Origin of the sequence: Frankia sp. CeD, assembly GCF_000732115.1 — a bacterium.
GTDB lineage: Bacteria > Actinomycetota > Actinomycetes > Frankiales > Frankiaceae > Frankia > Frankia casuarinae.
Window position 1 is genome coordinate 64,879 of record NZ_JPGU01000015.1, and the last position, 24,845, is coordinate 89,723.

21 protein-coding genes and 2 pseudogenes (1 of these 23 running past the window's edge) are annotated in these 24,845 nt (G+C 71.3%); 17 read left to right on the forward strand and 6 right to left on the reverse strand.

Annotation, left to right across the window (positions count from 1 at the left end; translation table 11 throughout):
* Positions 1-696 (reverse strand): annotated as a pseudogene (locus CED_RS10920) (DUF4352 domain-containing protein) (it extends 585 nt beyond the left edge of the window).
* A 325-nt stretch (positions 697-1,021) separates the two neighbouring features.
* Between CED_RS10920 and CED_RS10925 the strand changes: the two are divergent.
* The 3 genes from CED_RS10925 (at position 1,022) to CED_RS10935 (ending at position 3,928) form a co-directional block, all read left to right on the forward strand.
* Positions 1,022-2,332: an NYN domain-containing protein gene (locus tag CED_RS10925; RefSeq protein ID WP_035910313.1), complete on the forward strand. Its 1,311-nt coding sequence runs from the start codon at positions 1,022-1,024 to the stop codon at positions 2,330-2,332.
* A 150-nt stretch (positions 2,333-2,482) separates the two neighbouring features.
* Positions 2,483-2,716 (forward strand): hypothetical protein, encoded by a 234-nt coding sequence (locus CED_RS10930; RefSeq protein ID WP_011437484.1) that lies wholly within the window; start codon positions 2,483-2,485, stop codon positions 2,714-2,716.
* Between the two features lie 81 nt (positions 2,717-2,797).
* The gene (locus CED_RS10935) at positions 2,798-3,928 is read left to right on the forward strand and encodes a glycosyltransferase family 4 protein (RefSeq protein ID WP_035910314.1); all 1,131 of its coding nucleotides are present in this window, start codon (positions 2,798-2,800) and stop codon (positions 3,926-3,928) included.
* On the opposite strand, the gene CED_RS10940 is transcribed toward CED_RS10935, so the two are convergent.
* Positions 3,925-5,724 (reverse strand): long-chain fatty acid--CoA ligase, encoded by a 1,800-nt coding sequence (locus CED_RS10940; protein WP_035910316.1) that lies wholly within the window; start codon positions 5,722-5,724, stop codon positions 3,925-3,927. The genes CED_RS10935 and CED_RS10940 overlap by 4 nt on opposite strands.
* A gap of 309 nt (positions 5,725-6,033) precedes the next feature.
* Between CED_RS10940 and CED_RS10945 the strand changes: the two genes are divergently transcribed.
* The 5 genes from CED_RS10945 to CED_RS10965 all read left to right on the forward strand — a co-directional run bounded on the left by CED_RS10945 (position 6,034) and on the right by CED_RS10965 (position 10,251).
* On the forward strand, positions 6,034-6,801 hold the full coding sequence (locus CED_RS10945; protein ID WP_023841261.1) for a metallophosphoesterase: 768 nt from the start codon (positions 6,034-6,036) through the stop codon (positions 6,799-6,801).
* Positions 6,802-6,953: 152 nt separating this feature from the next.
* On the forward strand, positions 6,954-7,388 hold the full coding sequence (locus CED_RS10950; RefSeq protein WP_011437480.1) for an SRPBCC family protein: 435 nt from the start codon (positions 6,954-6,956) through the stop codon (positions 7,386-7,388).
* 6 nt (positions 7,389-7,394) lie between these two features.
* Complete coding sequence (locus tag CED_RS10955; protein WP_035731674.1) at positions 7,395-8,609, forward strand: ArsA family ATPase; 1,215 nt, start codon at positions 7,395-7,397, stop codon at positions 8,607-8,609.
* Positions 8,606-9,196 (forward strand): hypothetical protein, encoded by a 591-nt coding sequence (locus tag CED_RS21500; RefSeq protein ID WP_235187022.1) that lies wholly within the window; start codon positions 8,606-8,608, stop codon positions 9,194-9,196. The genes CED_RS10955 and CED_RS21500 overlap by 4 nt, the downstream gene beginning before the upstream one ends.
* Positions 9,193-10,251, forward strand: coding sequence for an ROK family glucokinase (locus CED_RS10965; protein WP_023841262.1), 1,059 nt, complete (start codon positions 9,193-9,195; stop codon positions 10,249-10,251). Before CED_RS21500 ends, CED_RS10965 begins: the two co-directional genes overlap by 4 nt.
* 100 nt (positions 10,252-10,351) lie before the next feature.
* Here CED_RS10965 and CED_RS10970 read toward each other — a convergent pair whose 3' ends face one another.
* Genes CED_RS10970 through CED_RS10980 form a run of 3 tightly spaced genes read right to left on the reverse strand, consistent with a single transcriptional unit; the run spans position 10,352 to position 13,297 of the window.
* Positions 10,352-11,596, reverse strand: coding sequence for a hypothetical protein (locus CED_RS10970; RefSeq protein ID WP_011437476.1), 1,245 nt, complete (start codon positions 11,594-11,596; stop codon positions 10,352-10,354).
* A gap of 50 nt (positions 11,597-11,646) precedes the next feature.
* Entirely contained in the window at positions 11,647-12,507 is an 861-nt protein-coding gene (locus CED_RS25865) for a hypothetical protein (protein WP_051623728.1), read from the reverse strand.
* Positions 12,500-13,297 (reverse strand): carboxylesterase, encoded by a 798-nt coding sequence (locus CED_RS10980; protein WP_035910317.1) that lies wholly within the window; start codon positions 13,295-13,297, stop codon positions 12,500-12,502. The genes CED_RS25865 and CED_RS10980 overlap by 8 nt, the downstream gene beginning before the upstream one ends.
* Positions 13,298-13,911: 614 nt before the next feature.
* Here CED_RS10980 and CED_RS10985 point away from each other — a divergent pair.
* The 8 genes from CED_RS10985 to CED_RS22520 all read left to right on the forward strand — a co-directional run bounded on the left by CED_RS10985 (position 13,912) and on the right by CED_RS22520 (position 22,930).
* Positions 13,912-14,793 carry a lysophospholipid acyltransferase family protein gene (locus tag CED_RS10985; protein ID WP_369807817.1) on the forward strand — a complete coding sequence of 294 codons (882 nt, stop codon included), beginning with the start codon at positions 13,912-13,914 and terminating at the stop codon, positions 14,791-14,793.
* A gap of 308 nt (positions 14,794-15,101) precedes the next feature.
* Positions 15,102-16,370 carry a hypothetical protein gene (locus CED_RS10990; RefSeq protein ID WP_235187023.1) on the forward strand — a complete coding sequence of 423 codons (1,269 nt, stop codon included), beginning with the start codon at positions 15,102-15,104 and terminating at the stop codon, positions 16,368-16,370.
* A gap of 4 nt (positions 16,371-16,374) precedes the next feature.
* Positions 16,375-16,905, forward strand: a complete 531-nt coding sequence (locus tag CED_RS10995) for a polyadenylate-specific 3'-exoribonuclease AS (protein WP_011437471.1) — start codon at positions 16,375-16,377, stop codon at positions 16,903-16,905.
* A 127-nt stretch (positions 16,906-17,032) separates the two neighbouring features.
* Positions 17,033-18,058: a 6-phosphofructokinase gene (locus CED_RS11000; protein ID WP_035910320.1), complete on the forward strand. Its 1,026-nt coding sequence runs from the start codon at positions 17,033-17,035 to the stop codon at positions 18,056-18,058.
* A gap of 188 nt (positions 18,059-18,246) precedes the next feature.
* A complete protein-coding gene (locus CED_RS11005; protein WP_011437469.1) occupies positions 18,247-19,647 on the forward strand; it encodes a class II 3-deoxy-7-phosphoheptulonate synthase in 1,401 nt (466 codons plus the stop codon).
* An 89-nt stretch (positions 19,648-19,736) separates the two neighbouring features.
* Positions 19,737-20,381, forward strand: a complete 645-nt coding sequence (locus CED_RS25270; RefSeq protein WP_235187024.1) for a DUF4277 domain-containing protein — start codon at positions 19,737-19,739, stop codon at positions 20,379-20,381.
* A 1,512-nt stretch (positions 20,382-21,893) separates the two neighbouring features.
* The gene (locus CED_RS11020; protein WP_011437467.1) at positions 21,894-22,673 is read left to right on the forward strand and encodes an aminotransferase class IV family protein; all 780 of its coding nucleotides are present in this window, start codon (positions 21,894-21,896) and stop codon (positions 22,671-22,673) included.
* An 11-nt stretch (positions 22,674-22,684) separates the two neighbouring features.
* Positions 22,685-22,930 (forward strand): helix-turn-helix domain-containing protein, encoded by a 246-nt coding sequence (locus CED_RS22520; RefSeq protein ID WP_011437466.1) that lies wholly within the window; start codon positions 22,685-22,687, stop codon positions 22,928-22,930.
* Here CED_RS22520 and CED_RS11025 read toward each other — a convergent pair whose 3' ends face one another.
* Complete coding sequence (locus CED_RS11025) at positions 22,931-24,286, reverse strand: IS4 family transposase (protein ID WP_011437465.1); 1,356 nt, start codon at positions 24,284-24,286, stop codon at positions 22,931-22,933.
* Positions 24,287-24,420: 134 nt separating this feature from the next.
* Here CED_RS11025 and CED_RS22525 point away from each other — a divergent pair.
* Positions 24,421-24,663, forward strand: a pseudogene (locus tag CED_RS22525) (transposase); the annotation flags it as partial.
* Between the last annotated feature and the right edge of the window lie 182 nt (positions 24,664-24,845).

Sequence of the window (24,845 nt, forward strand, 5' to 3'; positions counted from 1 at the left end):
GNNNNCGTCACCGCCGCGCACCGCGAGGGCGATCACGACACCGAGCACGATGGCGGCGACCACGGCGAGGGGCACGATGATGAACAGCGGATTGGCCCGCTGCCGGGGCGGAGGCAGCGGGCTGCCCTGCTGCCAGCCGCCGGGCGGCGGGTAGCCCCCCGGGAGGTTGTGGTAAGCCCCCGGGGGGCTCTGGTAGGCGTCGGGAGCGCCCTGGTAGCCGACCGTCCCCGGGTATGGGGCACTCCCACCCTGGTAGGGCCCGGCAGCCGCGGCCGGGGGATGGTCCGGCTGTTGCCAGCCGCCCGGTTGTCCCCAGCCCTGCCGTTCGCCGGGCTGTCCCCACCCTGGCGCGGCGCCGGGGTGCTGTGGGGCGCCGGGGTGCTGTGGGGCGCCGGGGTGCTGTGGGGCGCCGGGGTGCTGCGGGCCGCCGGGCTGCCCGCCCCACTGCTGCCCACCCGGTTGTGGGGCGGTGCCTGGCCAGGCGAGGCGTGTCTCCTCCGAGTCGGGCTGGTTCGGCTGGCCGGGCTGGGGCGCTCCCCACGATGGGACCGGGGCCGCCGGGGGAGTAGAGGACGAACCGGAGGTGGGGGTGCTGCCGGCGTCCGCGGGCTGGTGCCAGGGATCACTCGGCTGCCTCCACGCCTCCTGGCTCCCGTCACCGCTGGGGGGCTGGTGAGGCGGGTTCTGGTCGGTCACGATGATCCTCTCAGGCGCAGCCAGGGCCGCGTTCGGAAGAAATCGAGCATAAGGGGCGCGCCTCGCGAGGCTACATAAGCCGACTTTCACCTAAGACAATGACCGCCCAGCCGTAGGCCGCGACGTACCGATCCGGCCGGTAGCGGCTGTGAGTGCCCTGAGCTCTCCCGATAAGCTGTACTGTCATCGTTCTCCCCATCGGCTCCGGAGTCCCGCGTGCCTTGCTGTCTGGCCGGTTGGACGAGCCGTTGGAGATACGGCCCGCCCAGTTTTTCCGTCGTGCGCGTGATGACGGACATTTCGTCGCCACCCTCGGGTTCGCCGCATGCGTGAGCCGCTTCCGGCGCCGGTGCGTGCGCATGTCGTCGAGTTCGCCGAGCGGACGCTGGCGGATCTTCCCGAGTCGCAGGTCCCGCCGTCGCTGGTCGCGGTGCGCCGCTTCAAGCCCTCCCGCCGTGTCCGCCAGGGGGCCGTCCCGCTGGCCGCGGCGGTGGACGGTGACGTGTTCCGCGGCCGGGTCGCCGAGTGGATCCACCGTCATCATCCCGAGCTTGTCGAAGCCGTCAGCTCGCCGGACGGACCGCCGCCCGCGGCGCCCCCCGAGAAGATCGCCGCGGTCGCGTACCTGCTGCGGGTCTCCGGCTGGCAGGAGCTGGTCCAGGTCGCCGCGGCGTCCACGTCGGAGGCGGCGGCCCGCAGCCAGGTTGACGAGGCCGGGCGGACGATACTGCGGCTCNCCGAACAACTCGAGACGAGCAAGCGCATCGCCGCGGCCGAGCAGGAGGAACTGCGCGAGCAGCTGCAGGCGGCCCGGGCGGAGGCGGACGAGGCTCGCCGGCGGCTGCGCTCGTCCGCTGCCGGGATCCGGCAGGCCGAGCAGGCCACGCGGGAGGCCCTGACCGCGGCCGAGGCGGCCCGGAACGCCGCCCTGGCCGCCAGTCGGGATGCCGAGGCGGAGACCCGGCGGCTGCGCGGCCGGGTGGCGGAGCTGGAGAGCGCGCTCGCCTCCACCCGCCGGGACAGCCGCGAGTCCCGCAGCGTCGATGACGCCCGGTTGCGCGTTCTACTTGACACCCTGATCGCCTCGGCGCACGGCCTGCGACGCGAACTCGACCTCCCGACGATGGTCGCGAGGCCCGCGGATCTCATCGCTCGCGGCGGAGCCGGTCCGAGTAACGGCCCGCAGGCGTTCGTCGGGGCCCGCGGGCGGCCGGACGACGACCCCTCCCTGATCGACGAGGTGTTGGCCGTCCCCGGGGTCCATCTGATCATCGACGGGTACAACGTGACCAAGCGGGGCTACGGCCGCCTCACCCTGCAGGCCCAGCGTGAGCGGCTGCTGTCCGGACTCGGTGCGCTCGCGGGCCGCAATCCCGACAGCGAGGTCACGGTCGTCTTCGACGCCACCGCCGTCGTGGCCCGGCCGGTGGGTGTCGCCATGCCTCGGGGGGTGCGCGTGCTGTTCAGCCGGCCCGGGCAGCTCGCTGACGAGGAGATCGTCCGGCTGGCGCGGATGGAACCGGAAGGCCGCCCGGTCTTCGTCATCACCTCCGACCGGGAGGTCGCGGAGAACTGCGTCGCAGCCGGAGCCCGGGCGGTGCCCTCGGCCGCTCTGCTGGCCCGCCTCGACCGGTAGGGGATCCGCCGGGCGGGACTTTCGCCGGGCGGGACTTGTCCGCCGAGAATTGTCGGACCCTGGACTTACCGTCGGTGAAGTCGGGAGATCGGTGCTCGGATTGTTTGTCGTCGCCGACCTCCACCGGTTCGGATCCGGAAGGTGCGCACGATGCTGATCGACTGTGACTCCTGCACCGCCCGTGGTGTCAGGTGCGCCGGCTGCATGATGACCGTCCTGCTCCCGGCGTCGGGCCCGCCCGTCGGCTGGGACGCCGAGGAGCTCGAGGCATTGCGGTTGCTCGCCGACGCCGGTCTGCTGCCCCCGCTCGCCGACGTGCGGACGGCCCTGCTGGACCAGGCGCCGCGGCCGGACCAGACGCCGCGGCGTCGCCGCGCCGGCTAGCCCGCCCGGCCGGGGGATTCCGGCGCGGGCGTCGGTGGGGCCGTGGGAAAACGCGGTGGGACCGTGGGAGAATATGAGCGGATGCGCGTGCTGGCCGTCACGAACGATTTCCCGCCCCGTCCCGGCGGGATCCAGGCCTACGTGCACAACTTCGCCTCGCGGCTGCCCGAGGGCGAGATCGTCGTCTACGCCCCGGCCTGGAAGAACGCCGCCGCCTTCGACGCCGAACAGAACTTCCCGGTCGTGCGGCACACCACGTCGCTAATGCTGCCGACACCGGACGTCCTGCGCCGAGCCAGAGAGATCGCCCGGGCGGAGGGATGCGACACGATGTGGTTCGGCGCCGCGGCACCGCTCGGGCTGCTTGGAGCCCGGCTGCGCCGCGACACGGCCATGCGCAGGATGGTCGCGAGCACCCATGGTCACGAGGTCGGCTGGGCGGCGCTGCCGGGGGCGCGTCAGGCGTTGCACAGCATCGGCACCGCGGCCGACGTCATCACCTATCTGACCGACTACACCCGGGCCCGGATCCGGCCCGCCTTCGGCGGCCATCCCACCTTCGCCCGGCTGCCCAGCGGAGTCGACCCCTCGCTGTTCCATCCCGGTCACGGGCGCGAGGAGATGCGCCGGCGCCACGGGCTGACGGGCCGCCGGGTGGTGGTGTGCGTAAGCCGGCTGGTCGCCCGCAAGGGCCAGGACATGCTGATCAGGGCGCTGCCCATGGTACGGAGCCGCGTACCGGACGCCGCGCTGCTGATCGTCGGCGGCGGTCCCCGGCGGGGTGACCTTGAACGGCTCGCCCGGGAGAACGACGTCGCCGAGCATGTGATCATGACTGGTTCGGTGCCGTGGGAGGAACTGCCGGCGCACTATGCGGCGGGNGATGTGTTCGCGATGCCCTGCCGCTCCCGCCTCGCCGGCCTGGAGGTCGAGGGGCTCGGCATCGTCTTCCTCGAGGCGTCGGCGACCGGCCTGCCGGTGGTGGNCGGCCGCAGTGGGGGTTCCCCCGACGCCGTCCTGCACCAGCACACCGGCATCGTGATCGACGGTACCGATCTGGCGCAGGTCGTGACGACCATCGGTGATCTTCTTGCCGACCCCGACCGGGCGGCGTCGATGGGTGCCGCGGGGCGGGCGTGGGTCGAGCTGCGCTGGCGGTGGGACGTCCTCGCGCAGGACCTGCGCACGCTGCTCGCCGGCCCGGACGGTTAGCGCGGGGTAGCGTAGATGTCCTCCACCGCCTGGCTGAACCGGTCGAGCACCAGCGAGCGGCGCACCTTCAGGCTCGGGGTGAGCTCGCCGGTCTCCACCGTGAAGTCCTGCGGCAGGATCGCGAACTTCTTGATGCTCTCGGCATGCGACACTGTCGCGTTCGCGGCGTCGATCGCATTCTGGATCTCGGTGCGCAGGCCGGCGTCGTCGATCAGGTCGGCAACCGTCGCGCCGGCCGGCTTGCCCGCCGAGGACCGCCACCGGTCGAACGCCTCGGGATCGAGCGTGACGAGGGCGGCGACGAAGGGCCGCCGGTCCCCGATCAGCATCGCCTGGCTGACCAGGGGATGGGACTGGATGATGTGCTCCAGTGGCGCCGGTGCGATGTTCTTCCCACCGGCGGTGACCAGCAGCTCCTTCTTGCGGCCGGTGATCCGCAGGAAGCCGTCGGCGTCGAGGTCGCCGAGGTCGCCGGTGTGCAGGAAGCCCTCGGCGTCGAGCGCCTCCTTCGTCGCGAGCTCGTTGTTGCGGTAGCCGCGGAACAGCAGGGGACCGCGGATGAGGATCTCCCCGTCATCGGCGATGGCGATCGTCACGCCAGGAAAGGGCTGGCCGACGGTGCCCATGCGGACGTTGCCCGGCCGGTTCGCCGCGGCCGGCGCGCTGGTCTCGGTCAGACCGTAGCCTTCGAGCACCGTGAACCCGATCCCGCGGAAGAAGTGGCCGAGGCGTTCACCCAGCGGCGCCCCGCCGCTGACCGCGTAGCGGGCCCGCCCACCGAGCGCAGCCTGGAGCTTGCCGTAGACCAGCGCGGCGAACAGCCGGTGCCGCAGCCGCAGGAGCAGGCCGGGGCCGCCGCCGTCGAGAGCCCGGCTGTAGGCGACCGCGGTGTTCTCGGCGGCGTCGAAGATCCAACCCCTGCCCTCGGCGTGCGCCTTGTGGCGTGCCCCGGCGTGCACCTTCTCGAACACCCGGGGCACGGAGAGCAGGAAGGTCGGGCGTACCTTGGCGAGATCGGGCAGCAGGGTCCGCGAGTCCGGGGTGTAGGCGAGGGTGAACGCCCCCTGGACCACGCCCACTTGGAGCATGCGGGCGAACACGTGCGCCAGCGGGAGGAACAGCAGTGTGGACGCACCGGGCGCGAACAGCTCGGGCAGCGTGGCGATGGCCGCCTCGGCGGTGAACAGCAGGGCGCGATGGGTGATCTCGCAGCCCTTCGGTTGGCCGGTGGTCCCCGAGGTGTAGATGATCGTCGCGAGGCTGTCGGCNTTGACGGACGCCCGGGCCGCCGTCAGCCGCTCCGGCGCGATGCCTGCGCCGTCCACGGCGAGACCGGCCAGCGCCCCGTGCTCGATGACGAGGACCTCCCGCAGCGCGGGGNCGCCGTCGCGTATCTGTGCGACCCGCTCGGCGAGCTCGTCGTTTTCGACCACGAGAACCTCGACGCCGGCGTCCCGCAGGATCCACTCGATCTGGCCCGGGCTGGAGGTCTCGTAGATCGGCACGCAGACGGCTCCGGCCAGCCACGCCGCGTAGTCGACAATCGTCCACTCGAACCGGGTCCGGCTCGCCAGACCGACGCGGTCCCCGGGCCGCACCCCGCGGGCGATGAAGCCCCGGGCGGTGGCCACGACGTGATCGTGGAACTCGCGGACGGTCATGCCGACGAACTCGTCGTCGATCTTGTGTTGGATAAGCGTACTGTCCGGATGTGCCGCCGCGTTGCGGAACACGGCGTCCGTCAGGGTCGCATCGTCGGCGATGGTGACCAGGGGCGGGGAGGNGTACTCGCGCACTGCTACTCCTACCAGATGGCTTGTGCGCGCCGGAGGACGACGCCACGGAACAACGGAAGCACGGAACAACGGAAGAACGGAAGGCCAGGCCAGGGCATCAGACGTTAGCCTCCGGGCAGGCGGTTTGCGACCTTGCGGGGTGCAAAGGGTTCCCTTCGACGGTGTCCGGCCGGTGATCGTCGCCGGTGAGCGCGACCGCCGGGGATACGTCCTGCAGATATGCCCGGGATCCGCACGGCATCCCTCATCGGCCGGATGGACCGTTCGAGTAGGGGCGACGGACCCCTGTCGGCGCCTAAGCTTCCAGCCATGCGGGTCCACGTGGTCAGCGACGTGCACGGGCGGGCGGATGCGCTGGCGGCGGCGGGCGAGGGGGCCGACGCGTTCGTGTGTCTGGGTGATCTCATCCTCTTCATCGACTACCACGATCACGGCCGGGGCATCATGGGCGACCTGTTCGGCGCCGAGGCCGTGGGTCGCATGATCGAGTTGCGTAACGCCCAGCGGTTCGACGAGGCCCGGGAATGGTCCCGGACGCTGTGGGCGAGCCTGGGCGGGGACCGTACGCAGATCGTGGAGGCGGCCATCCGCCGTCAGTACGAGGCGCTGTTCGCGGCGTTCCCGACCCCGACCTACCTGACCTTCGGCAACGTCGATCTGCCGCACCTGTATCCCGAGTACCTGCGCGACGGCGTCACCCTGCTGGACGGGCAGACCACCACGATCGGGGGGTTGCGGTTCGGCTTCGTCGGCGGGGGGCTACAGACCCCGATGCGCACCCCCTACGAGATTGACGACGACGCCTTCGCCGCCAAGGTCGCCGCGGTGGGCGAGGTCGACGTCCTGTGCTGCCACATCCCCCCGCACATCCCCGAGCTGGTCTACGACATCGAGGCACGCCGCTTCGAGCGCGGCAGTGTGGCGATCCTCGAAGCCATTCACGCGACCCGGCCGCGCTACGTGCTCTTCGGGCATGTGCACCAGCCGTTGACGGCCAGCCTGGAGATCGACGGCACACGCTGCGTGAACGTCGGACATTTCCATGCTCGGGGGACGCCCTTCGTTCTTGAGTGGTAGCCGGCCGCTCGGCCGGGCGCGCTCGGTGTTCCGGTAGCCTCAGGCGATCGGTCGGGGATTGTTCCCGGGCCCCGGAGAGATCCGGGTTGCCGGTGGGCCGGCGACGCCGTGCTCTTCAGCCGCGCTCGAAGAATGTGGAGGTGCTGTCTGCCATGGCGGACCACGCCCGATCGACGATCGTCATCAACGCCCGGCCCGCCGCGGTGATGGGGGCGATCGCCGACATCTCCGCGTATCCGACCTGGATCGGCCAGATCGAGGAGGCCGAGATCCTCGATGTGGGCCCGGACGGCCGTCCCCGGCGCGCCCGGTTTCGGATCAACGCCGTCGTCATCAAGGACGAGTTCGTCAACGAGTACACCTGGAAGGGCGATGATCAGGTCGTCTGGAGCATGGTCGAGGGCCAGGCGATGTCATCGCAGGACGGCAGCTACACCCTGCGCGACCTGGGTGACGGTAGCACCGAGGTGACCTACGACCTCACCGCCGAGACGAAGATCAAGATTCCTGGTCTGCTCCGGCGGAAGGTGCAGAGCGGCATCGTGGAGGCCGCTCTCAAGGACCTCAAGAAGTACGTCGAGAGCTGAGCGCACGTGCGGTGTGTGCTCTTCACGGGGAAGGGCGGCGGCGGTACCACCACGGTGGCGGCGGCGACCGCGATCCTCGCCGCCCAACGGGGTCACCGGACCCTCGTGCTGTCGGTCGACCCGGCCGCGGGGCTCGCCGGCGCGCTCGACCACCCGATCGGCGCCGAGCCGACCGAGCTTGAACCGGGGTTGCACGGCCAGCAGGTCGACCTGCGCCGCGCGGTCGAGACCCGGTGGCCGGCCGTACGCGAGGTGCTGGCGGGCACCTGGCCGGCCATCAACGTCGATCCGTTCGACCTGGAGGAGTTGGCCTTCCTGCCGGGGGCCGTCGAGACCCTGACGCTGCTCGAACTGCGCGACGGTCTCACCAGCGAGAACTACGACCTGGTGGTGGTCGACGGAGGCCCGGCGGCGGCGCTGGTGCGGCTGCTGGCCTTTCCCGAGACGCTGTCGTGGTACTGCCGCCGGCTGCTGCCGCCCGACGGTGCCTTCGCGCGCTGGCTGCGACCCGGTTTCGGCTGGGCGGCGGCGCTCGGCGGGCGGTGGAGCGCGCTGGCGGCCCCCGCCTACGACACCGTCTCCCGCCTGCACCGGGCGGCGGTCGACCTGCGCGCGATCCTCACCGACCACGCCACCACCAGCGTCCGGCTGGTGGCGACCCCCGAGAGCTCGGCGCTCGCCGCGGCCCGCGGCAGCTTTACGGCGCTGTCGCTGCACGGGTTCACTCTGGACGGCGTCGTCGTCAACCGGATCTTTCCGCCGGCGAACGCGGACGCCTGGCGGGCGGGGNGGGCCGCCGTTCACCGCGAGCAGCTCGCCGACATCACCGCGGCCTTCATGCCCACCCCGGTCCTCCCGGTCGGCTACCGGGCGGGCGAACCGATCGGCCTGGAGGAGCTGGCCGCTTTCGGCGCGGCGACCTACGGTGAGCTCGATCCGGGGAGTGTTCTCGGGGAGCCGCTCATCGGCCCGAGCGGCCAGCCGCGGGTGGAACGCACCGAGGACGGGTTCGCGCTGTCCTTCGGCCTGCCGTTCGTCGACAGTTCCCAGATCGATCTGGCCCGGCTGGGTGATGACTTGGTGGTGACCGTGGGGTCGTACCGGCGGGCTGTTCCGCTGCCCGCGGCGTTGCGTCGCTGCGACGTGAGCACCGCCCGGCTGCGTGACGACCGGCTGGTCGTCTCGTTCGTTCCGGACCCGCGGCAGTGGGTGCGGGTATGACCACGCAGCGGTCCACCCCGGGCCGGCCCGCCGGCGCTGGGCCCGACTTCACCACGCCTCCCCCCGGCACGCCTCCCCCCGACCCGTCCGCGTTGCCCGGCCGCGGGTCGCTCGCGGTCGAAGCCGCCCTGCTCGCTGACGCCCTGCGGGACTGGGCCGCCTCGCATCTGCCCCCCGGTCCCGCCGGGCATCCCGGTCCCGCCGCATCGTCGCCCGCCGCATCGTCGGCGGCGGGACCCGCTGCCGACGATGCGGCGGCGATGCCCGATCCCCAGGCGGATCCGGCGCCGGGACCCGCGGATCACACCTGGCCCTGCGCCGTGTGCCCACTGTGCCGGCTCCTGTCGAGCCTCGCTGGCGACCGCCCCGAGGTGGTTGGCCATCTCCTCGCGGCGGCCGGATCCCTGACCGCGGCGTTCCGCGCCGCCCTCGGTGCCGGTGGGGAGGGCGCTCCCGGGCCCGCCACGCCGCGACGGCGCGAGACGGCGCGCCCCGCATCCGGAGATCATCCATGGCCGGGGGACACCACCGGCACCCAACCAGCCACCGCGCTTAGACCCCGCGTGCAGAGGATCGATATCACGTGAGCATCGCTACTCCTGATAGTTCGAAGAACCTGGATATTCCGGGCAGCTTGACGGTTCCGCGCGCCGAGCGTGCCGGCGCGGCCCCCGGCCCGTTGCCGGCGGAGAACCGGATGGAGGGCCTGACGATCGGCATCGACGTTGGCGGGACGAAGGTCGCCGCCGGCGTCGTGGACGGTGCGGGGACGATCATCACTTCCCTGCGTCGGCCCACCCCGGGCCATTCGGCCGCCGAGGTCGCGGACACCATCGCCAGCGTCGTCGCGGAGCTCAGTGCCGACCACGCCGTGCGCGCGGTCGGCATCGGCGCGGCCGGGTGGGTCGACTCGGACCGGTCCCGCGTCCTGTTCGCACCGAACCTCGCCTGGCGCGACGAACCCCTGCGCGACGAGGTCGGGGGGCGCATCGGCCTGCCCGTCGTCGTGGAGAACGACGCCAACGCGATGGCCTGGGCGGAGTACCGTTTCGGGGCCGGCCGTGGCCGGCGTGACCTCGTCTGCCTGACGGTGGGAACCGGCATCGGCAGCGGCATCGTCCTGGGCGGTGAGCTCTACCGGGGCGCGTCCGGTATCGGCGCCGAGATGGGTCACATGCGGGTGGTACCCGACGGGTATCCGTGCGGTTGTGGTAACAGAGGGTGTTGGGAACAGTATGCGAGCGGGCGAGCGCTGGTCCGGCTGGCGAAGAACATCGCCACCGTGGATCCGAGTGCGGCCGTGCCCATGCTGGAGCATTGCGGCGGTGGCGTCGACGCGCTGACCGGCCCGGACGTCACCGAGGCGGCGCGCAAGGGGGACCCGGCGGCGATCAGGTGCTTCACCGAGATCGGCCACTGGCTCGGCGAGGGCATGGCGACGCTGGTCGCCGCGCTCGACCCGAACCGCTTCGTCATCGGCGGCGGCGTCTCCGACGCCGGCGAGCTGCTGCTCGGCCCGGCCCGGCAGAGCCTCCTGGCCGCTATGCCCGGGCGGGATTACCGTTCCGAGCCGGACATCGTCATCGCCGAGCTCGGATCCCAAGCGGGCCTCGTAGGCGCGGCCGACCTCGCCCGGTTCTGACCCGACCCCCACGGCGATCCCAGGAGGGTCGCCGAAGGCGATTCGGCGGAGACCCCGTACGGCGCCCTGNGACAGGGGTCCCCGCGTCGCGGCGAAGCCGCTACGCGGGGGAGGCCCGGTAGTCGGGTACCAGTTCGGCGGCGAGTTCCTCGAGGAACAGCCCGGTGTCGGCGACGACGCCGACCGCGTGCGCGCTGGTGCGTTCGATGAGGGCGTGCACCGTCGAGGGGTTGACGTCCACGCAGGCCACCGGGACCGAGGCCGGCAGGATGTTGCCGGTGGCCACGGAGTGCTGGGCGCTGGCGATCATGAGGGCGAACGCCACCCCCCGTAGCGCGGCGCGCATCGCCCGCTGGCCTGCCAGGACGTCGGTGTGGACGTCGGGCAGCGGGCCTTCGTCGCGGACCGATCCGACGAGCACGAAGGTCTTGTTGGCCTTGACCATCGCGTGCATGATCCCCTGGGTGAGCACGCCGGACTCCACGGCGGCCCGGATGGATCCCTCCCGGCGGATCGTGTTGACCGCGCGGATGTGCTGCTCGCTGCCGCGCTGCACCCGGCCGCTGCGCAGCGGCCCGAGCCCCAGCGGCGATCCGTAGAGGGCAGCCTCCACGTCGAGTGTCGCCAGCGCGTTGCCGGCGAACAGCACGTCGACATAGCCAGCCCCGACGAGGGCGACCAGCGCCGGCCCGGCTCCGGTACTCACCACCGCCTGACCCGCCACCCAGAGCACCTGCGAGCCCTCGGCCTTCACCTCGCGGATCTGGCGGGCGATCGCCCGGACCAGGACCGCCTGCGGCTGGGTGGAGCTCGGCAGCGGGGCGGCCAGGGATTCGTACTCCTCGTAGATCCGGCTGGAATGGGCGGTGACCGGCAGGACGACCTTCACCCCGTCCACGCCGCACACGATCATGTCTCCCGCGCGCACGTCGGTGACCGGTACCGTTCGCACCCGGCCGTGCGAGACCACCAGGCCGCAGTCCATCTCGGGATGCTCCACCGGCACCCACTGGCCGTCGAGGTGGACAACGGTCTCCAGATTGGTGGTGGAGTAGAAGTCCGGGGGGAAGACGCCGTCGCGGTCGGCCGGCTCGCACCGGGCCGTGCCAGACTCGATCTTGTTCACGCCGTGGACCTGGATCCGCATCAGAATGCGCATGAGCTGACTCGGTGAGTCGGCCCCCACCGTGATGACCGCGTGGGACTCGTCATCGTGGCTGCGCCCCAGGTCGATACGAACGACCCGATAGTCACCGCCATAGTCCAGCACGTCATCGAGAACCCGGGCCAGCACGCCCGTATCCATGAGATGTCCGTGGACTTCGACCTTTTCGTGATATTGCACGCCCCACGCCCTTCCATCTCGGTGCCGGTACGACGGCTGCCACGCCGCGCTCAGACCACCGCGCCGTCGTCGGGGCCGTCGAAGTCCGTGGGCGGACGGTCTCCCATCCGCGCGACCAGCGTGCCGACCCCGCCGAGGATCAGCAGAACCCCGGCGACGTTCTGGGTTCGGGACTGGTTGAAGTCGATCAGGTCCGGAACGACGAGGAACATCACACCGAGGGCGATCGAACCGAGCGCCCAGCGTGTCACGGGCCTGATCCGTGGCAGCGGTGGCGGGGGTGGCGGCTCGTAGTGCTCGCCGTCCGGGTCCGGATCCGGATCCAGATCCGGGTCGTCCAGACCCTCCGGGAGCTGGCCGGAACCCGACAGATCGCCGAGGTCGACGACGAGGTCCTCGGTGCCGCCGCGTCCCCGTCGGCCGCCCTCACCGCCCGCGGACGGGAACGGCAACTGGTCGAGCCCGGGTTCGGTCCGGTCCTCCGACACGGGCGGAGCAGCCGGCTCGAACGGCGGACGTAGGATGATCACAGTGGGGCGGCGGGTGTCGTCCAGATCCTCCGCAGCCGGCCACCGGTGGGATTCGGGCTCCTCGTCGAAGCGCGCGATGAGTTCGAAGAACGCGGCGTCGTCGGCTTTCTGGGAGCGCGGGGAGGGCCGCGGTGCGTCGCCCCCCGCGGTTGTCGCGGATCCGTCGCTGTCGCCGTCGAGACCGCCGCCACCCCGGCCGGCCGTGGGCGCGGCACCGGGCGTGGATCCGCCGCCGGTCGGCTCCTCGCGGTTCGCGGAGGTGCCACCGCCACCGGCGGGGGCGCCGCCCGGCCCGCCGAGGGGAGCCCCCTCGGGCGCGGCGCCGTCCGCCGGCGAGGGCCGGTGCTCGCCGGGTCCTGAACCCGGTGACCGCTCAGTCATCGCCGCAGGGCGCGTCGGGCACGAGCGCGCGTGGCGCGTGCCGCCGGACGAATTCCAGACTTCCGTCGAAGATCGTTTCTCGGTCGTTGTCGAGCGTCGCGACGTGGTAACTGTTCTCCAACAGTCGTTCTTCGGCCGGGGCGCGCAGCCCGGCCAGCAGAATCGCGCCGGAGCTGGCTTCCACCACATGGTCGACGACGCTGCGGTAGGTGAGGACCGGACAGACGATCCGACCGAGCTCCGGCCGGGTCACCGCCCACAGTTGGCGCAGCGACGCGAACGGGCGCAGGGGTACCCGGTCGTAACCGACCTCGGGCACGCCCTCGGCCTTCACGTCGCCAGCCACGCCAGGCACGGCGGGGNTCACCCGGCTCAGCAGCGGGGCGAACGCCGCGTGCCACCGGTCGGTGGTGAGGCTGGGATTCACCGTGACGAGGCCGGCGAGGTCCCCGCCGTGCTGCTCGGCCAGCCGCAGGGCCAGGGTCCCGCCCATCGACAGCCCCATGACGAAGACCTGCTCGCAGGTGGTCCGCAGCCGCAGGAACGCGGCCTCCGCCGTAGCGTACCAGTCCGGCCAGGTAGTGGGCACCATGTCCTGCCAGCGGGTGCCATGGCCGGGCAGCAGCGGGCACGAGACTGTCAGTCCGACTGCGGAGAGGTACTCGCCCCAGGGCCGCATGCTGCCCGGGGAGCCGGTGAACCCGTGGACCAGCAGCACGCCGACCGACCCACCCTCGAACTCGAACGGTTCCGCGCCCGGGAGGACGGCCGCACCGGTGACACCCGCCATCGTGATCCGCCCTTCGTGCCTCGCGCGCCCGCCCGTATGCCGCGATGCGGGTCCGGCGACGCGCGGAGGGAAAACGCCGGTAAACGCATGCTCGCACGGTCCGCGGGCTGAGGCCACGGTCGTGCGTGTCTCACTCGCTGCGCAACATCGCTGCGCAACATCGCTGCGCAGAAGCCGCCGGACGGAAAGTCTCCGCCTGATGATATCGGTGATGGGTGGCTACGCGCGCGGGACATCGGGATCGAGGCGCGGTCCGCGGGGGGTTGGGGGCCCGCCGTCAGGTTTCCTGGCCGGCACCGGAGAATGACACGCCGAGCGGGGTAGACCCCGTTCGGTGGACGTCGTGATGACCTCTCCTTAGGCTCGAACAAGCCCATCATCCTGGCGACCCGGCCCTGGGCGACCCGGCGCGGTGGGGTCGCAAGGATCGTCGGGGTCTCCGTGGCGGACCCCGACGAGGCCGCGGGTCGTGGACCGGCGGCGTGCGCCCCGGTGCCCGACCGGCCGGTCGGTTCGTGGGAGGTTCGGGCCAGGTGTGATCGGCGTCGGCGGATGAAGACGGGCGACTGGCCACGGGCGCCCCCGGCGGGCCGTCGTCGTGCGGCGGTGACCAGGTGGGAGCTGTCTTGTTCTACTGGGTGGTCAAGGTATTCCTGACACCTGTCCTGCGACTGTTCTGGCGTCCCTGGGTCGAGGGGGCGGAGAACATCCCCCTGGAGGGGCCCGCGATCCTCGCCGGCAACCATCTCTCCTTCCTGGACCACCTCTTCCTGTCGCTGGTCGNCCCCCGCCGTGTCACCTACCTGGCGAAGAGCGACTACTTCACCGAGGCGGGCGTCAAGGGGTGGTTCAAGCGGGTGTTCTTCAGCGGCGTCGGCCAGATCCCGATCGATCGCAGCGGCGGCAAGGCGAGCGAGGGCGCGTTGCGCTCGGGGGTCCGGGTGCTCCGCCAGGGCCGCCTGCTCGGGATCTATCCGGAGGGCACCCGATCCCCGGACGGCCGGCTCTACCGCGGCAAGGTCGGTGTCGCGCGCTTGGCGCTGGAGGCCGGGGTCCCGGTCATCCCCGTGGCGATGATCGGGACTTTCGAGGTTCAGCCGCCGGGCCAGCTGGTGCCGAAGATCCGTCGGGTCGGCATCCGCATCGGCCGCCCGCTCGACTTCAGCCGCTACGCGGCCATGGCAGATGATCGTTTCGTCCTGCGCTCGGTCACCGACGAGATCATGTACGAGCTGATGGCCCTGTCCGGCCAGGAGTACGTGGACCTGTACGCGAAGCGGGCCAAGGAGGAGCTCGCGGCCGCCCGGGCACAGGCGGCTGCCGGGGCGGCCGCGGCGTCTACTGGCACGGCATCGGTCTCCCCGGCGTCCACCGGCACAGCGCCGGGTTCCCCTGGGGCGGCGACGCCGGCTCGGTCTCCGGATCAGCTCGGGCTGCCGGTCACGGCGCCGGCGAACCCACGTGCCACCAAAGACCGGATCGACCGGGCGGTCTGACCCGTTTGCGGTGGGCACGGCAGGATGGTCCGGTGTGTGGTGACAGCGTTCCTGGCTGGACGGCGATCGGTCGGCGTCGCGGCGGCTTCGAACATCCCCGGCGATTCCCGGGACGGCGTCCACTTCTGGTCGCGCTCGGCCTGATCGTCGGCTGCCTCGCGGGAACGGGCCCGGTGCCCGGGGCCTCGGCGGCCGGTTCCCCCGCTGGACCCGCCGCACCTGCTGGACCCGTTGGACCGTCCGTGGGCGCTGCCCCGGCCGATACGATCGGTCGCTCGGGAACGTATCTTACGGACAGTGATCGCCGGGTGGTCGTCCTGCATGGAATCACGGTGCCGGCCGGGGTGACGCCCACCGCCGGGGACATCGACACCTGGGTCGGCTTCGGATTTACCGGGGTGCGCCTGGCGGTCCCGATGGCCAGCGGCGGCCGCTTCCCGGCGACCTCCGGTGGGCCGGTCCTCGACGGTGCCGGCGCGGCGACCACGCCCGCCGACCCCGGACTCGACCAGGCCGCCGCCCTCACCCGCATGTTCACCGACCGCGGGTTGCGGGTCACGCTGCGGATCGTGCCCTCCTCGGCGGGCTACGTGCCCTCCGTCGCCGGCCTCGCCGCGGGGCTCGAACGGTTGGCGACGCGGTTCCGCGATGTGCCGGGCCTGCTCGGCTACGAGGTGTCCGATGGTGGTGGCGGCGGTGCGGGTCTCGTTGCGGCGGTGGCCGCGCATGACGGCGCGCACCTGCTGTGGCGGGAGCGGCCTGCCCCGTTCGACGCCGCATCGACGGTGGCGGTCAATGATCCGACCGGATACCTGGTCGGCTGGAAGGACGGGTCGGCGGTCAGTGTCCGCGGTCTCGTCGCCTCCGCCGACGCGTTCGGCCTGAGCTGGTTCTACGACGTCCCGAGCCCGACCGGGGGCACGGTGGGCNCCGCCGCGCCCCCGGTCGGGCTCGGCGGCGCCGAACGCNGGGCGCCCGCCCCGCCCGCGGACATCGTCCGCCCCTACCCCGTGGCCATCGCCGGGGTACCGGAGGTGTTGCGCTTCGACGCGTCGCGGGTGCTGACGGTGGCCTATCGGACCGCGCCGTCGGCCGGGCCGCCCCTCGCTGCCGGCACGGCGACCGCGATCAGCGTGCCGGCCTGGTCCTATCCGACGGGCTACCAGGTGCAGGTCACCGGGGCGCGGGTGACGTCCGCGCCCGGGGCGGGTCTGCTCTGCCTCGTCAGTGATCCCGGCGCCGCCCGGGTCGAGGTCCGGGTCTCTCCGGCGACCGGTCCCGCGGTGACTCCGCCGTCCGTCGCGGGTTCGGCCGGCTGCCGCGCGACGCCGGCGATCGTCCCGGCGGGAGGGCGGTCGCCGGGACCGGACGGTCCGCGGGTGGCGGCGTCCGGGGATGACGCCACGGAGGAGTACTCCGGGCCGCTGCTGTGGCTGCTGCCGTTGGTCGGTGCCGCCTTGGCGGCGCTGCTGCTCGGGGCCTTGCTGCGCCCGTGGCGCCGGCGCTCGGGCCCCGGCCCGGGGTGGTCCGCGGTCGAGCGGCCGACCATGGCGGACACCTCGGCCGGAGGAGACTGAGCCGGTGGGAACCCGCTTCTTTTACGACACCGAGTTCATCGAACGCGCCGACACCGGTCATCACTGGCTCGATCTGGTCAGCGTCGGAATCGTCAGCGAGGACGGCACACAGCGGTACTATGCCGTGTCGACCGAGTTCGACCCGTCGTGGGCTGTGCCCTGGGTCCGTCGCAACGTCCTCGACCAGCTGCCGTCGCCATCGGACGAGGCGTGGAAGCCGCGGGCCCGAATCCGCGACGAGGTCGCCGCGCTGTTGACCGCGGGCGGTGCCCCCGAGCTGTGGGCCTGGTACGGGGCCTATGACCACGTGGTGCTCTGCCAGCTCTTCGGCACGATGACCGCCCTGCCCGCCCAGCTGCCCCGCTTCACCCGGGACCTGCGTCAGCTGTGGGAGGAAGTGGGCCGGCCGGTTCTTCCCGCACCGCCGCCCAACGCCCACGATGCGCTCGCCGACGCCTTGCACAACCTCGCCCGGTGGCGGGTTCTCGCCCCGCTGCGCGCCCAGGTCGCCGCCGTGTCGAACCCATCCCGATGAGTCGATGACGTGGCCGTGGCGGCCTCGTCATTGCCACGCCACGTGACCGCGCTGTTGTCCTGAAGTGTGGCTCTCCCGCTACGCTGCCGCCGGAGAAAGCGGTGTACGGTCGACGAGAGGACTCGGGATGAGGATCGGCGTACTGACCGGCGGCGGCGACTGCCCGGGACTCAACGCGGTGATCCGGGCCGTCGTGCGCAAGGGAGAGAGCGTCTACGGCCACAGCTTTGTCGGGTACCGGGACGGCTGGCGAGGGCCGCTGACCGGCGAGACGGTCCCCTTGGACATCGCGGCCGTGCGGGGGATCCTCCCGCGTGGCGGCACGATCCTCGGCTCCAGCCGCACCAATCCCTACGCCGCCGTGGACGGGCCGGCGCTGGTGCGCGAGCACCTCGCCGCAGCCGAGGTGGACGCGCTCATCGCGATCGGCGGGGNGGACACCCNGGGGGNGGNCGCCCAACTACACGCCGAGGGNCTGCCCGTGGTCGGAGTGCCCAAGACCATCGACAACGACCTCTCCGCGACGGACTACACCTTCGGTTTCGACACCGCGGNCAACATCGCCACGGAGGCGATCGACCGGCTGCACACCACCGCGGAAAGCCATCACCGGGTGTTGATCGTTGAGGTCATGGGCCGTCATGCCGGGTGGATCGCTCTGCACAGCGGCATGGCGGGGGGNGCCAACGTCATTCTCATCCCGGAGCGGCCGTTCGACTTCGACAAGGTGTGCGCCTTCGTCGAAGCCCGGTTCGCCACCCACTACGCGCCGATCATCGTCGCGGCCGAGGGTGCCGTCCCGATCACGGGTACCCTGGTCGCCAGGGAGGGTGAGGTCGATGCCTTCGGGCATGTCCGCCTGCAGGGCATCGGGGCGGTCCTGGAGACCGAGATCCGCGCCCGCACCGGTCGTGACGCGCGCGCGACGGTGCTCGGGCATCTGCAGCGCGGCGGCACGCCCACGGCCTTCGATCGATGGCTCGCGACGCGTTTCGGACTGCACGCCGTCGACGCCGTGCACGAAGGCGACTTCGGGGTGATGGTCGCCCTGCACGGCACCCGCATCGACCGGGTTCCGCTGCAGGATGCGACCCGCGAGCTCAAGACGGTGCCCGAGGAGCTCTACCACGAGGCCGAGATCTTCTTCGGCTGACCGGGGGAGGGGCGGGCCGTCGGGCCGGATCCGCTCCGGGAACCGATCCCGGTCCGGGAACCGATCCCGCTCCAGGATCTGATTTCGGTCCAGGATCCGGTCCCGATTCGGGAGCCAGGGCCGGGTGCCGAGTTCCGGGCGGATGCCTGTCCAAGGGAAGACGCCGATTCCCGGGAAGATGTCGGGCGATGGTGACCGCTCGAGCTCGACCTGGGCCGTACCCTGGTGTGGTGAGCGTACTGGATCTCTGGCGGACCCTTCCGGCCAAGCAGCAGCCGTCCTGGCCCGACCCGGCAGAGTTGAGAGCCGCCCATGACCAGCTTGCGGCCCTCCCCCCGCTGGTCACCGCGCCCGAGATCCGGTCCCTGACCGACCGTCTCGCGCTGGTCGCTCGGGGCGAGGCGTTCCTGTTGCAGGGCGGTGACTGCGCCGAGACCTTCGTGGCGAACACCGCCGACAAGATTCGGGACAAGGTCAAGACGCTGCTGCAGATGGCGGTCGTCCTCACCTATGGCGCGAGCACGCCGGTGGTGAAGGTCGCCCGCATCGCCGGGCAGTACGCCAAGCCGCGGTCCGCGGACATCGAGGCCAGCACCGGGCTGCCCTCCTACCGGGGCGACGCCGTCAACGACATCGCGCCCACGGCCGCCGCGCGGCAGCCCGATCCGATGCGGATGGTCGCCGCCTACCACCAGAGCGCAGTCGCGCTGAACCTCGTGCGGGCCTTCGCCACCGGAGGTTTCGCCGACCTGTCGAAGGTCCACGAGTGGAACAAGGCGTTCGTGCGGGATTCCGCGGCGGGTCGCCGCTACGAGGTGATGGCGACGGACATCGAGCGTGCCCTCGCCTTCATGGCCGCCTGCGGCATCGACCTCGATCGGACCGCCGCGCTGACCGGGGTCGAGCTGTTCACGAGTCACGAGGGCCTCCTGCTGGAGTACGAGCGTGCCCTGACCCGGATCGAGGACGCCACCGGCGACCCGTACGACCTGTCCGCCCACATGATCTGGATCGGCGAGCGGACCCGGGACCTCGACGGTGCCCACGTCGACCTGCTGTCCCGGGTGGGCAATCCGATCGGCTGCAAGATCGGGCCGAAGGCTGGCCCGGACGAGGTCCTCGAGCTTGCCGAGCGGCTCAACCCCGACCATGTCCCCGGCCGGCTCACCCTGATCTCCCGGATGGGGGCAAAGCGGGTCCGGGACACGCTGCCCCCGATCATCGAGAAGGTCAACGCCGCCGGGCCGCCAGTGGTGTGGTCGTGCGATCCGATGCACGGCAACACCCGTGACGTGGGCGGCGTCAAGACGCGCCACTTCGACGATGTCCTCGACGAGGTCTTCGGCTTCTTCGAGGTCCACAAGGCGTTGGGCACCCACCCCGGTGGCCTGCACATCGAGCTGACCGGGGAGAACGTCACCGAGTGCCTCGGTGGGGCCGAACTCATCGGGGAAGACGACCTCGGCGGCCGTTACGAGACCGCCTGCGACCCCCGTCTGAACACCGGGCAGGCGCTGGAACTGGCCTTCCTCGTCGCCGAGATGCTGCAGAACACGCGGGGAGAACGCGGCGCGCCGTGGCCCTCGTGAGCTGGACTTGTCTTCCGCACGTGCGTGCGTGCGATGAGCCAGCTGCTTGATCTCTTGTTCGGATCACGTCGGGGTGACCGCGATCGGTAGTGACGGGTCTGGGACTGTTCCTGGCTGTGACGGTCGCGATGGACTACGGGCCGCCGAGCGTCGAGAAGCCGCTCGGCGCGCTGCCCGTCGTGCGTGACTACCTGGCCCGCCTCGATGTCGCGGGCACGATCGACCGGCTCGCCCCGATGCGTGACAAGGTCAACCGGGCCAGCCACGGGCAGGTGATCGCCGCGCTGGTCGCCAACCGGCTGACCTCGCCGACCCCGCTGCTGCACGTCGAACGGTGGGCACGCCAGTGGGCGGTCGAGGAGATGTTCGGCCTCGCGCCGGACGTGTTGAACGACGACCGGGTCGGTCGGGCGCTGGACGCGCTCGCCCCGGTCTGCGAGGCCGTCGTCGGCTCGGTCGGCGCCGCGGCGATCACCGCGTTCGGCCTCGACGTGTCCCGGATCCACTGGGGCATGACGTCGATCTCGCTGCACGGCGCCTACCCCGAGGTCGACGGCGACTACGCGACCCCGAAGTACGGCCATCCCAAGGACCGCCGCCCCGACCTCAAAAGGTCCAGACCGGGCCCGCGGTCACCGGCGACGGCGGGATCCCGCTGGTCCACCGCGCCTACGACGGCGGCGCCGGTGAGGTCAGTCAGGTCTCCCAGGTCACCGCCGCGATACGCGCCCTGACCACGATCGCCGGCGAACGGCGGTTCCTGCTGGTCGGCGACAGCAAACTCGTCTCCTACCCCAACCTGACCGCGCTGACCTCCACGCCTGGGGTCACGTTCCTCGCGCCGGCACCGACGACGGCCGTGCCCGCGCAGGTCCTAGCCGCCCAGGACTGGGCCNCCGCCNCCCTCGTCGACCACGTCGCGGCGCGCGACCAGGACAAGCCGATCCACGCCCGGGCGACTTACCGGGCCCGCGAGGGCGTGACAACCCTGCGGGGGCCCCGCAAGACCGACGCGGCGGTCACCGTGCGCACGGTGTTCATCTGGTCGTCCGCGAACGACCAGGCCGCCAAAGCCGCCCGCGCACTCAAACTCGACCGCGCCCGCACCGACCTCGACACCCTCACCCGCGCCGCGGGCAGCCACCACCTCTACCGCACCGAAGCCGCGGTGAAAGCCCGCCTGACCCTGCTGGCGACGAAACACCGCGTCACCCGCTACCTCGTCGCCGCCACCAGCGTCGATCCGGACACCGGGAAACCGGCCCTGACCTGGCACTTCGACTCCGCCGCGCTCGACGCCGAGGCCGCCACCGACGGCTGGTACGCCCTGCTGACCAACCTGCCCGACACCATCGGCCCCGCCGAGGTACTCGCCCGCTACAAAGGCCAGGAAGTCGTCGAACGTCGCTACGGCGCGTTCAAGGGCCCGCTCGCGGTCGCAGGCCGCACCGTGGGCGGGGTGCTGGACGGGCCGTCTGTGGACGGGGCGGCCCCGTTTCGGATCCCGGGAAGCTGCGCCGGGATGGACGGGCCGGGGCAGCCTCTGTCTCAGAGCCTGGGCGGCACCCGACTGCCGAGGTCAACCGGCGCGACGCGGTGATCAGGAAGACCTCTGCTGCGGGCGTACAGATCGGCATCGGCAGGGCTGCGGAACTCCGGCTCACCGACGATGATCCGGACAACTCGGCCGTTCACGTCCAGCTCGACCACACCCCAGCCCGGATGTGGCGTCCGGATCGGGAGCGGTGGGGAGTGAGCGCCGTCAACGGCCGCTCCGACCGGCTCCCTCCCCACCCCGGCCACCACGCCCTGTCCGACTCCGGAACGCAGCACGGCGCTGGACGACGACCGGTCAGGGCTGGGCTGGTGGCCCTCGGCGGGCGTCCGGCCGGCGGCCCCGGGTTCGTTCGTGGGTCTGGTCACGTGGGCCCATGGCGAATAGATGCTTTCGTCATCTCCATGCATCTCTGAACAAGCGTCTCGATAAATGGGCGCGAGGTGAAGTCTCCCGGACCGCTTCTGCGGGTGGAGGCAGCATTGGGATCCCGACCGCCAGCTCAGTGTCCAAGATCGGGAAGTGGGTGGGACTAGCGGGTTATGACTCTGTAGAGAGTCCCCAGATTGCCGCGACACGAGCTCCACCCACAAGGTCACTGCACCGTCCCAGTACCGAACTTTCACTGAACTTGGCGGACCCAGACACCCATCCGCTTGCCGGGCTGCCCCCGGCTGCCAGACTCCAGGACATGGCGGAACTCGACGGCCACCCGGTCACCCCTGAGGCGCTCGCGGCGCTGGCCCTGACCAACCTCGGGCACTTCACCTCGATGCGCGTCGATGATGGCCGGGTACGGGGCCTGCCGCTGCACCTGAGCCGGCTGGTCCGTGACTGCCGCATCGTCTTTGCAGCCGACCTCGATCCGGAACACGTCCTGAAGCTGGTCCGTCACGCGGTCGGAGGCAGAACCGGCTCGCTCGTCGTCCGCGTCACCGTCTTCGACCCAGCACTGGAACTCGGGCACCCGGGTGCGACGGCCGCTCCACACATCCTGGTGACCACTCGACCGGTCGCGCCGACCGTGTTGCCGGCGCTACGCGTGAAGGCCTGCGTCTACTTGCGGGATCTTCCGATGGTGAAACACGTCGGCCTGTTCGGCTCTCTGTACCATCGCCGCGGTGCCCAACTCGACGGCTATGATGATGCGCTGTTCACCGATCCCACAGGAGTCGTCTCCGAAGGCGCCACCTGGAACGTCGGTTTCTTTGATGGCGACAACGTCATCTGGCCCAAAGCCGACGTCCTGCCTGGAGTAACCATGGGACTCCTGCAGCAGGTCGGCACTCACGTCACCGCCCCTGTTACCCTGGATATGCTCGGCAGCATGCAGGCGGCTTTTGCTACTAACACTTCGATCGGCGTCCGCCCGATCCACATGATTGATGGTGTGAACCTTCTCGACGACCATCCAATTCTACGGGAACTCCATGCCACCTATATCGCCATCCCCGGCGATTCCCTGGAGTAGGAAGCTCACGGATGGCTACCGTGATCCGCTGGACAGGACGAGAGATCCGGGCACTACGTCAGGCCAAACGGATGAGCCTGCAAGCATTCGCGGCACATATCGGCGTCAGCGAGCGCATGGTCTCGAAGTGGGAGGCCGGTAGCAACACCATCACCCCCCGGCCGGTCAATCAGGCAGCTCTCGACACCTCCCTCGCCTGCTCGCCGGCCTCCGTCCAGGAGCGTTTCGCACTCCTACTAACACCTCGACTTTCGTAGTTATGCGGCGGTGATCTCCCAGGCCAGTCGGAGGGTGTGGATTTCGGCTGGGGTGGGCTGTTCGGGGTGAGCGGGCTGGTATTTGGTGGCGATGAGGACGCGGCGGTGCTTGGCGAGCAGGTCGGCGGTCGAGGGCCGGGTCTTGGTGGTGTACCAGGGCGCGCGGGCGCGGTGCTCCGCGGCGTCGTCGTGGTGGTGGCCGGTGGTGAGGTACCAGGTGAAGGCGAGGGTCTGGCAGGTCAGGCCGAACGGGACGGCGCGTTGCGCGGCGGTGGCGAGCCGGTTGCGGGCCTGGCCGACGCCGACGAGTTGTTTGGCGTCTTCGATCGCGACCTCGTGTTCCCATCTTTGCCGGTAGGCCCCGGCCAGAGCGGTCGCGGTCGCCTCCCGCGGGTCACAGATCGTGGTGAGCAGGCCGGTGATCTCGTGTTTCCCGTCGCCCTCACGGTCGGGGACGTCGTACTCGACGAGGCGGGTGTAACGGGCTTTCGTCGGGTCCAGCGGCGCGCCGGCGCGGGCCGCGGTGACGAGGGTCTCCCGGGCCTTCCCGGTGACCTTCGGGTTGACCAGCACGGTCAGATAGGAACCGTCGGACAACGCGCGCAGCGGGGGCAGGCGCAGGGTGGCCTTGACCCGCCACAGCAGCGCCGCACCGGTGTCCGCCGCGGTGCACCAGTCCGCCCACGAGTAGAAGTTACGGTCCGCGAGCAGCAGCCAGTCCGAGGCCAGCCGCGGGTAGACAGTCCGGGCCAGTGCCTGCTCGCTGGCGGGTTTCGCCCCACCGGCCGGGCCGAACGCGGCCAGGACCGGCGCGTGCGAGGCGCACTCGGACACGGTCACCGCGCGGACCTTCGGCAGTACCCCTGGCGCGTCGACGCGGCCGGCCGGTAGGCCGAACGCGGCGATGTTCTCCTTCGAGGCGGGGGCATCCCATTCCAGCCCGTCGATGCTCATCAGCCGCCACCGGCTCAGGAACGCCCCGACCGTGTCCAGGTCCGCGACCGGCCCGGCGACCTGACCGAACAGTTCGGCCAGCGGCGCCGCACCGAGCCGCTGGCGGGCCTTGGTCAGCCCTGACGAGGTCGGTTCCCACCGCGGCCCCACCACGTCGAGATCGGTGAGCGTGGCGGCGAGCCGGCGGGCGACCGTCTCGTAGTCGTCGTCCGCGAACAACGCGAGCGCCATCACGAAATAGGCCACGACCTGCGGGGGGATCGTCGTGTCGGAGCGCCGGGCACCCGCCCCGGTCGCCTCGATCGCCTCATCGACCGCATCACGCGGGACGAACGACGTCAGGACCCCCAGAGAGATCCAGTCCGTCAGCTGGCTNCCCGCAACCGCCTCACTGTCCGCCACACACCCCGATCATGCCGGCAACCAGACAGAACAGCCGGAACCGACACACCGACGACCATCAAGATCCAGTTAGTGGAAGCGGCATTGGGACCCGAGCCCGTGACGCGGGGGTCCTGGGAAGAGCGAGTACCACGGCTCGTCCTCCGGAGAAGGCCGATCAGACGGCCAACCGTAAGAAGCGCGGCAGCGCCGGAGGTCGCCCGGTCCGCCACGACGCCGCGCTCTATAAAGACCGCAACACCGTGGAGCGCGGCATCAGCAAGATCAAGGAATGGCGGGGTCTGGCCACCCGCTACGACAAGACACCCGAAAGCTACGCCGCAGGACTCCACCTGCGCGGATCCATCCTCTGGCTACGCAGCCTGCCAACCCCATGATCCAAACTCGGAACAGATTCTAGCGGGATCCCGGCGTCGGCGCCCCGTTCGGGGGGCTCTGCGGCGAGGGCGCGCCCACCGTGGTCGGCGTGACATCGGATGCGGTCGTGGCGGGGGTCGGGGTCGTGTCGTCTGTCGGGGTCGTGTCGTCTGTCGGGGTCGTGGCGGGGGTCGGGGTCGTG